Here is a 6829-nt window from a genome sequence, read left to right as displayed (position 1 = left end):
AGTGAAGGTATCTTTGTAGTCGATCTCTTGAACGCCTTCCGCTGTGAAACGGCAGAACTTACGACGACGGAAATAACGTGCCATGTGGCTTGTCTCCTGAATCTATAAATTCGATCTGCTCGGCATGCAACACTAATTGATTTAGTCCGTTGCGGGTCTGATGATGGGTAATAAAACCGGTAACCATCAGGTTGCTGCCAACCGCTAATCTGTGAGTATTTGCTTGTGACGCCTGCCCACTGACAACCACGACCATTCGGCACCAGGCTTGTCTGGAAAAACCGGCTTCCTGTTGTTCTGAGCGATGCTCAAGCACAAACTGGCAGTGCGGTATTCCGGCGGGGCTGACTGACCGCTTGGGTATCTTGCACACTGTGCCCGACAACACCAGACGATTAGCTGTCATAGCGATAATTACTCAGCAGCTTCCTCTGCGCTATCGTCAGCACCAGCGAATTCGTCACGACGATCACGACGTTCTTCACGCGCTTTAGCCATTGGTGACGCTTCGGTGACTGCATGCTTAGTACGCATAACCAGGTTACGGATTACAGCGTCGTTGTAGCGGAAGTTAGTTTCCAGCTCGTCAATCACTTCTTGCGTAGCTTCAACGTTCATCAGAACGTAGTGAGCTTTGTGCAATTTGTTGATTGGGTAAGCCAGTTGACGGCGGCCCCAGTCTTCCATACGGTGGATTGTGCCACCTACAGCTTGGATTGAGCCAGTGTAACGCTCGATCATGCCTGGAACCTGTTCGCTTTGGTCAGGATGAACCATAAATACGATTTCGTAATGACGCATCAATTGCTCCTTACGGATTATTCAGCCTCCGATCCGGGTCAGTCGTCAGCCCGCGGAAGCAAGGAACGATTTCAAAGTACGACTGAATTTAAGCCGCCGAAGTGTACTTAACCCCAGCAGGGAATACAAGAATATTCGCGTAAATCGCTGAATTAGACGGCGGCTTATCAGGCGTGCGGAACGGGAAAAGTGTAAAGAAACGGCTAATAGTGGCGGTAATAGTTTACACCAAGAGATTGACACCCACGGTCAGCCGTATTCGGTGTTACCGGCCAGCAAGGGCCGGTAACCATGAAGCTCTGTTACGCTTTACGCTGACGCACGGCTTCAAACAGGCAGATACCGGTTGCAACCGAAACGTTCAGTGAAGAGACGGTACCGGCCATTGGGATGCTAATGAGCTCATCACAATGTTCACGGGTCAGACGTCGCATACCTTCGCCCTCTGCGCCCATCACCAGTGCCATCGGGCCGTTAAGCTTGCTTTGGTACAGGTCATGGGTCGCTTCACCGGCAGTACCCACCAGCCAGATGCCACGCTCTTGCAACGCACGCATCGTACGCGCCAGATTGGTCACACTGATCAGTGGAACATGCTCGGCAGCACCACAGGCAACTTTACGGGCAATCGAGTTTAGCTTAGCGGAGCGATCACGCGGGGCAATCACTGCGTGTACACCGGCAGCATCAGCACTGCGCAAGCATGCACCAAGGTTGTGCGGATCAGTGATGCCATCGAGGATAAGTAAAAACGGGGTCGTCGTTTTATCCAGCAGATCGTTTAAGTCGTGCTCATCGTACTGCTTACCTTCGGTAACTCGCGCCACAATACCTTGGTGCACCGCACCTTCGGATTTGGCATCAAGCACCTGACGGTTAGCCATCTGAATGCTCACGCCAACACGGCGCAGCTCATTGAGCAGTGGACGCATACGCTCGTCTTCACGGCCTTTGAGGATAAATACATCGATAAATCGCTCTGGATCTGATTCCAGCAACGATTTGACGGCATGAATGCCGAAAATCACATCACTCATGGATTATTGTTTCTTCTTTCGGTTCGGTTTCTTGGCTCCGCCAGCTTTTGGCTTGTCGGAACGGATGACTTTCGCTTTTTTCGGGCCACGGCCTTCTGCATCTTTCGGCAGATTAAATACCGGTTTACCGTTATTTGAGCGCCCTGACTTTTTATTGCCAGTACGCTTTTCTCCGCCATTTTTCAGTGCGTTACGGGCTGTTTTTCCCGCACCACGTGGCTGACGATCAGTTTCCAGCAATTCAAAATCGATTTTACGCTCATCCAGATGAACAGCGCTGACTTTGACTTTCACACCATCGCCTAAACGATAGATATTGCCCATGTTCTCACCAATCAGGCGCTGACCTACCGCATCAAACTGGTAGTAATCGTTCGCCAGTGAAGAGACATGCACTAAGCCATCAATGAACAGCTCATCAAGCCGGACAAAGAAACCAAAGCCGGTAACAGCCGCAATCACGCCGCGGAACTCTTCACCGACATGGTCTTGCATGTACTCACACTTGAGCCAGTCAGAGACATCACGCGTTGCATCATCGGCGCGACGTTCACACATCGAACAGTGCTCACCGAGCTGGTCCATATCGCTGTCGAGATAGTGCCAGCCGCCGCTGCCTGTCCAGCGATCTTTCGCTTCACCGGCTTGCTTGGCTAACAGATATTTAATGCCACGATGCAGTGACAGATCCGGATAGCGGCGAATCGGTGAGGTAAAGTGCGAGTAAGCTTCCAGCGCCAGACCAAAGTGACCACGGTTTTCCGGATCATAAATGGCCTGCTTCATTGAGCGCAGCAGCATCGTCTGGATCAGCTCTCGATCGGTACGCTCACTGATGTCATCCATCAGTTTAGCGTAATCGGCCGGTTCTGGTTTTAATCCCCCAGTCAGGCTCAAGCCTAACTCGCCCAAGAAGCTACGAAAGCCGGTTAAACGCTCTTCACCCGGTAGATCGTGCACGCGGTAAAGTGCTGGCTCTTGGTATTTTTCCATGAAACGGGCTGAAGAGATATTCGCTAAGATCATGCACTCTTCGATGATCTTGTGCGCATCATTGCGAACAAGCGGTACAATTCGCTCAATACGGCGAGAGGCATTGAAGATAAATTGTGTCTCTTGCGTTTCAAAATCAATCGCGCCGCGCTGTTCACGGTTTTTACGCAGCATTTTGTACAAGCCATACAGCTCTTCAAGATGCGGCACCAGTGGCGCGTAGTGTTCACGCAACTCTTCATCACCTTCGAGCATACGCCAAACTTTGTTGTAAGTCAGACGAGCATGGGAGTTCATGACCGCTTCATAGAAGGTGTAGGATGAGAGCTTCCCGCGTGGCGAGATGGTCATTTCGCAGACCATGCACAGGCGATCAACTTGCGGATTAAGTGAGCACAATCCGTTCGATAACACTTCCGGTAGCATCGGGATCACTTGCGACGGGAAGTAGACTGATGTGCCCCGATTACGCGCTTCGGTATCTAGCGCTGTTTTCGGGCGAACATAGTAGCTCACATCGGCGATAGCAACCCACAGACGCCAACCACCAGAGGCAATTTTTTCGCAATAAACGGCATCGTCAAAATCACGCGCATCTTCGCCATCAATCGTTACCAGCGGCAGATCACGCAGGTCAATTCGACCACGCTTGGCCTCTTCGGGCACCTCTTCTTTTAACTTGCTGACTTGCTTTTCAACGGCCTCTGGCCAAGTATGCGGAATATCATGGTTACGCAGGGCAATTTGGATCTCCATGCCCGGAGCCATGTTTTCACCCAGCACTTCGACCACACGGCCGACAGCATTGATCCGCTTACCCGGACGCTGAGTCAGCTCCACCACCACAACATGGCCCATACGCGCGCCATTGCTGTCGTCTGGCGGGATCATGATATCTTGGCTAATTCGGTTATCATCGGGCACGACAAAACCAAGCCCCTGATCCATAAAATAGCGACCAACGATCTGGGCTTTACGTGGTTCGACAACGCGTACAATGCGCGCTTCACGACGACCACGGCGATCAAGCCCCATCGGTTGGGCTAAGATCACATCACCGTGCAGGACTTGGCGCATTTGATCGTTAGGCAAGAACAGATCGTCTTTTTGCCCTTCAACACGCAAGAAACCATAACCATCGCGATGCCCGACCACGGTACCACGCACCATATCAAGGCGCTCAGGCAGGGCATAACATTGGCGACGGGTGAAGACCAGTTGGCCATCACGCTCCATGGCGCGCAGGCGACGGCGCAGGCCTTCTAATGACTCATCATCAGTCAGACCCAGTTCACGGCTCAACTCTTCACGGCTTGCAGGTGCATGGCGCTCGGCAAGGTGAGCCAGTATGAATTCTCGACTCGGGATCGGATGCTCGTATTTCTCGGCTTCTCTTTCCAGATATGGATCCTGCGACATAATAACTGTCCGGTTGAGGAGGGTAATCTCGAGTATACCCTATTCCGGCAAGTGTAACAGCTGACGTAACGGCAAGTTTTGGCTGATTAAATCTGCCAGTGTGTACTTATCCAATTCTGCCAAAAATGCCGCTGCGGCATCTGCCAGAATCTGCTTCAATCGGCAGGCCGGTGTAATATGACAAAACTCACTGCTGCAATTTACCAGCTGCATCGGCTCAAGGCCGCGCACCACATCCCCCACACAAATTTGTGCTGCCGGTCTGCCAAGCCGAATACCGCCATTTTTACCGCGTACTGCCTCAACCACACCCATGTGGCTGAGCTGGTTAATAATTTTCACCATGTGATTACGCGAGACACCGTATGCTTGGGTGACTTCACTGATATTTGTCAGTTTGCCTTCCGGTAATAAGGCCATATAAATCAGTGCTCTTAGGCCATAATCAGTAAAACTCGTTAATTGCACTCAACACTCTCCACCACAAAAAAATACAGGGGCTCTATCGATAATCAGGCGATTGCATTGCGCTATTATCGTTGTTTTTGTTCCGCACTGTGACACAAATTGGCTTGTCAGATAGCGCTTATTTTTAACATTTTTTGGTTGACTATAAAGGTGCATTTAATATACAACTTATAGCGACGAGATGATAATCCCAATTTGAAGAGTGACGACTGACTATGTTAGATACCCAAACTATCGCTATTGTAAAAGCAACGGCTCCGCTGCTGGCAGAGACAGGCCCGAAACTGACCGCGCATTTTTATGATCGGATGTTTTCGCATCACCCAGAGTTGCAAGATATTTTCAACATGGCGCATCAGTCTAGCGGTCGTCAACGCGAAGCTCTATTTAATGCGATTGTCGCGTATGCCAATAACATCGAAAATCTGGCCGCGCTGTTGCCAGCAGTAGAGAAGATTGCACAAAAACATGCCAGTTTTAATATCCAACCGGCGCAATATCAGATTGTGGGTGAGCATTTGCTGGCCACTATCCGCGAGCTGTTTAACCCAGGCCAAGAAGTGCTGGATGCGTGGGGAAAAGCGTATCAGGTATTGGCTGATGTCTTTATCGGGCGTGAAGCGGCTATTTACCAAGAGCGTTCAACACAAAATGGTGGCTGGTTAGGCACGCGTGCTTTTACTCTGGTTGAAAAAAACCAAGAGAGTGATGTGATCACCAGTTTTGTTTTTGCGCCAGTTGACGGCCAACCTGTTGCTGATTATTTACCGGGTCAGTATCTGGCTGTATACCTGCGTCCAGCCTCTTTTGAGTACCGTGAAATTCGCCAGTACTCTTTGTCTGACGCACCAAACGGCAAAACCTACCGCATTGCAGTAAAACGTGAAGAAGGCGGCAAAGTTTCGCCGTATCTGCATAATGAAGCACAAGTGGGTGATGTGGTTGAACTGGCCATGCCGTACGGCGATTTCTTCCTACAAACCCAAGCGCACACTCCGGTCGCACTGATCTCCGGTGGCGTAGGTTTAACCCCAATGCTGAGTATGTTTAATACACTGGTTCAGCAACAGCATAGTGGTGATATTCACTGGATCCACGCAGCTGAAAATGGCAAACACCATGCGTTTGCCGCAGACATTAATGCGCAAGCTGCACAGCATAGCAATATCAGCCGCCATGTTTGGTACAACCAACCTACCGCACAAGATCTGCCGGGTGAAGATTATCAATATCAGGGTTTCGTTGATCTGCAAGCACTGCGCAGCACACTAGATACACCAGATATGCAGTACTACTTCTGTGGTCCATTGGGCTTTATGCAGCATATTGGCCAAACACTGCAAGGCTGGGGCGTTGATGCAGACCGTATTCACTATGAGTGTTTTGGTCCGCACAAAGTGTTGTAATAACAGTGCTGTAATAAAAAACACTGTAATACACAGAGCATTAATGACACATGCAGGAATAACACAATCAGGGCGCTCAAAGAGCGCCCTGATTTTATCTGTGGTGAGCTATCATCTTCTGATACCGAAAACCACTTGCCAACATCACCAAAACCCACGCGGTTTGGTGGCGCGCTGAATAATATTGCCCGGCATTTTAGCCGCCAGTTTTTTTCGTAACACGGCAATTACCTGATGCTGCGCGGTATCAGCGGTAATGCTTTCGGATAACCAGCGATAACTGGCTTCATAATCAAGCGGGCTACCCTGATTAGCCACCAGCATTTGTGCCAGTGCAATTCGGCTCGATAAACTGCCTAAACTAGCCCCTTCACGCAGATAGCGTATCGCACGTTCGCTATCTTGCTGCACAAATTGACCTTGCCGGTAAAACTGCCCTAAGCGCAAAAAAGCGGCCGGAAGTGCTTGTTCAGCAGATTTTTGCAGGTAATACAGCCCTAACTCTGGGTTTTGCGGTACACAAACTCCTTGAGTGAGCATATCGCCCCACAAAAACTGATACGCCGGATATTCTGCCTGACGCGCACGCAATTCAATATCTTCAACCAATTGACATTGATCGGCTTGAACCTGTTGTAAATGCTGCTCGCTAACAATTTGCCGCAACAGCTTTTCTTGATCATACACTTCAACCGGTGAGCCGCC

Annotated in this window: 7 protein-coding genes and 1 pseudogene; 1 reads left to right on the top strand and 7 read right to left on the bottom strand. The window is 50.2% G+C overall.

Annotation, left to right across the window (positions count from 1 at the left end; all coding sequences use genetic code 11):
• From rpsR to nsrR, 6 genes and pseudogenes are all read right to left on the bottom strand, one after another.
• Positions 1 to 84, bottom strand: a pseudogene (rpsR, locus tag ACRC27_RS13445) (30S ribosomal protein S18); the annotation flags it as partial.
• Positions 59 to 406, bottom strand: coding sequence for a primosomal replication protein N (gene priB, locus ACRC27_RS13440; RefSeq protein WP_438622149.1), 348 nt, complete (start codon positions 404 to 406; stop codon positions 59 to 61). The pseudogene rpsR and the gene priB, both read right to left, overlap by 26 nt.
• 8 nt (positions 407 to 414) lie before the next feature.
• Entirely contained in the window at positions 415 to 801 is a 387-nt protein-coding gene (gene rpsF / locus ACRC27_RS13435; RefSeq protein WP_438622150.1) for a 30S ribosomal protein S6, read from the bottom strand.
• Between the two features lie 302 nt (positions 802 to 1103).
• Positions 1104 to 1838, bottom strand: coding sequence for a 23S rRNA (guanosine(2251)-2'-O)-methyltransferase RlmB (gene rlmB, locus ACRC27_RS13430; RefSeq protein WP_438622151.1), 735 nt, complete (start codon positions 1836 to 1838; stop codon positions 1104 to 1106).
• Between the two features lie 3 nt (positions 1839 to 1841).
• Positions 1842 to 4250, bottom strand: coding sequence for a ribonuclease R (rnr, locus tag ACRC27_RS13425; RefSeq protein WP_438622152.1), 2409 nt, complete (start codon positions 4248 to 4250; stop codon positions 1842 to 1844).
• Between the two features lie 39 nt (positions 4251 to 4289).
• Positions 4290 to 4718 carry a nitric oxide-sensing transcriptional repressor NsrR gene (nsrR, locus tag ACRC27_RS13420; protein ID WP_438622153.1) on the bottom strand — a complete coding sequence of 143 codons (429 nt, stop codon included), beginning with the start codon at positions 4716 to 4718 and terminating at the stop codon, positions 4290 to 4292.
• Between the two features lie 215 nt (positions 4719 to 4933).
• Between nsrR and hmpA the strand changes: the two genes are divergently transcribed.
• Positions 4934 to 6124: an NO-inducible flavohemoprotein gene (hmpA, locus tag ACRC27_RS13415; RefSeq protein ID WP_438629305.1), complete on the top strand. Its 1191-nt coding sequence runs from the start codon at positions 4934 to 4936 to the stop codon at positions 6122 to 6124.
• A gap of 144 nt (positions 6125 to 6268) precedes the next feature.
• Here hmpA and ACRC27_RS13410 read toward each other — a convergent pair.
• On the bottom strand, positions 6269 to 6829 hold a 561-nt coding region (locus tag ACRC27_RS13410; protein ID WP_438640113.1), incomplete at its 5' end, for a tetratricopeptide repeat protein.

Origin of the sequence: Plesiomonas sp. (genome assembly GCF_051650925.1) — a bacterium.
GTDB lineage: Bacteria > Pseudomonadota > Gammaproteobacteria > Enterobacterales > CAMTGL01 > Plesiomonas.
The sequence above is the reverse complement of the archived record's forward strand: the minus strand, read 5'-3'. Positions and strand labels throughout refer to the sequence as shown.

Coding starts and splice junctions, on each gene's coding strand:
- rnr (WP_438622152.1), bottom strand. CDS start 4,250: ATGTCGCAGGATCCATATCTGGAAAGAGAAGCCGAGAAATACGAGCAT.
- hmpA (WP_438629305.1), top strand. CDS start 4,934: ATGTTAGATACCCAAACTATCGCTATTGTAAAAGCAACGGCTCCGCTG.
- priB (WP_438622149.1), bottom strand. CDS start 406: ATGACAGCTAATCGTCTGGTGTTGTCGGGCACAGTGTGCAAGATACCC.
- rpsF (WP_438622150.1), bottom strand. CDS start 801: ATGCGTCATTACGAAATCGTATTTATGGTTCATCCTGACCAAAGCGAA.
- rlmB (WP_438622151.1), bottom strand. CDS start 1,838: ATGAGTGATGTGATTTTCGGCATTCATGCCGTCAAATCGTTGCTGGAA.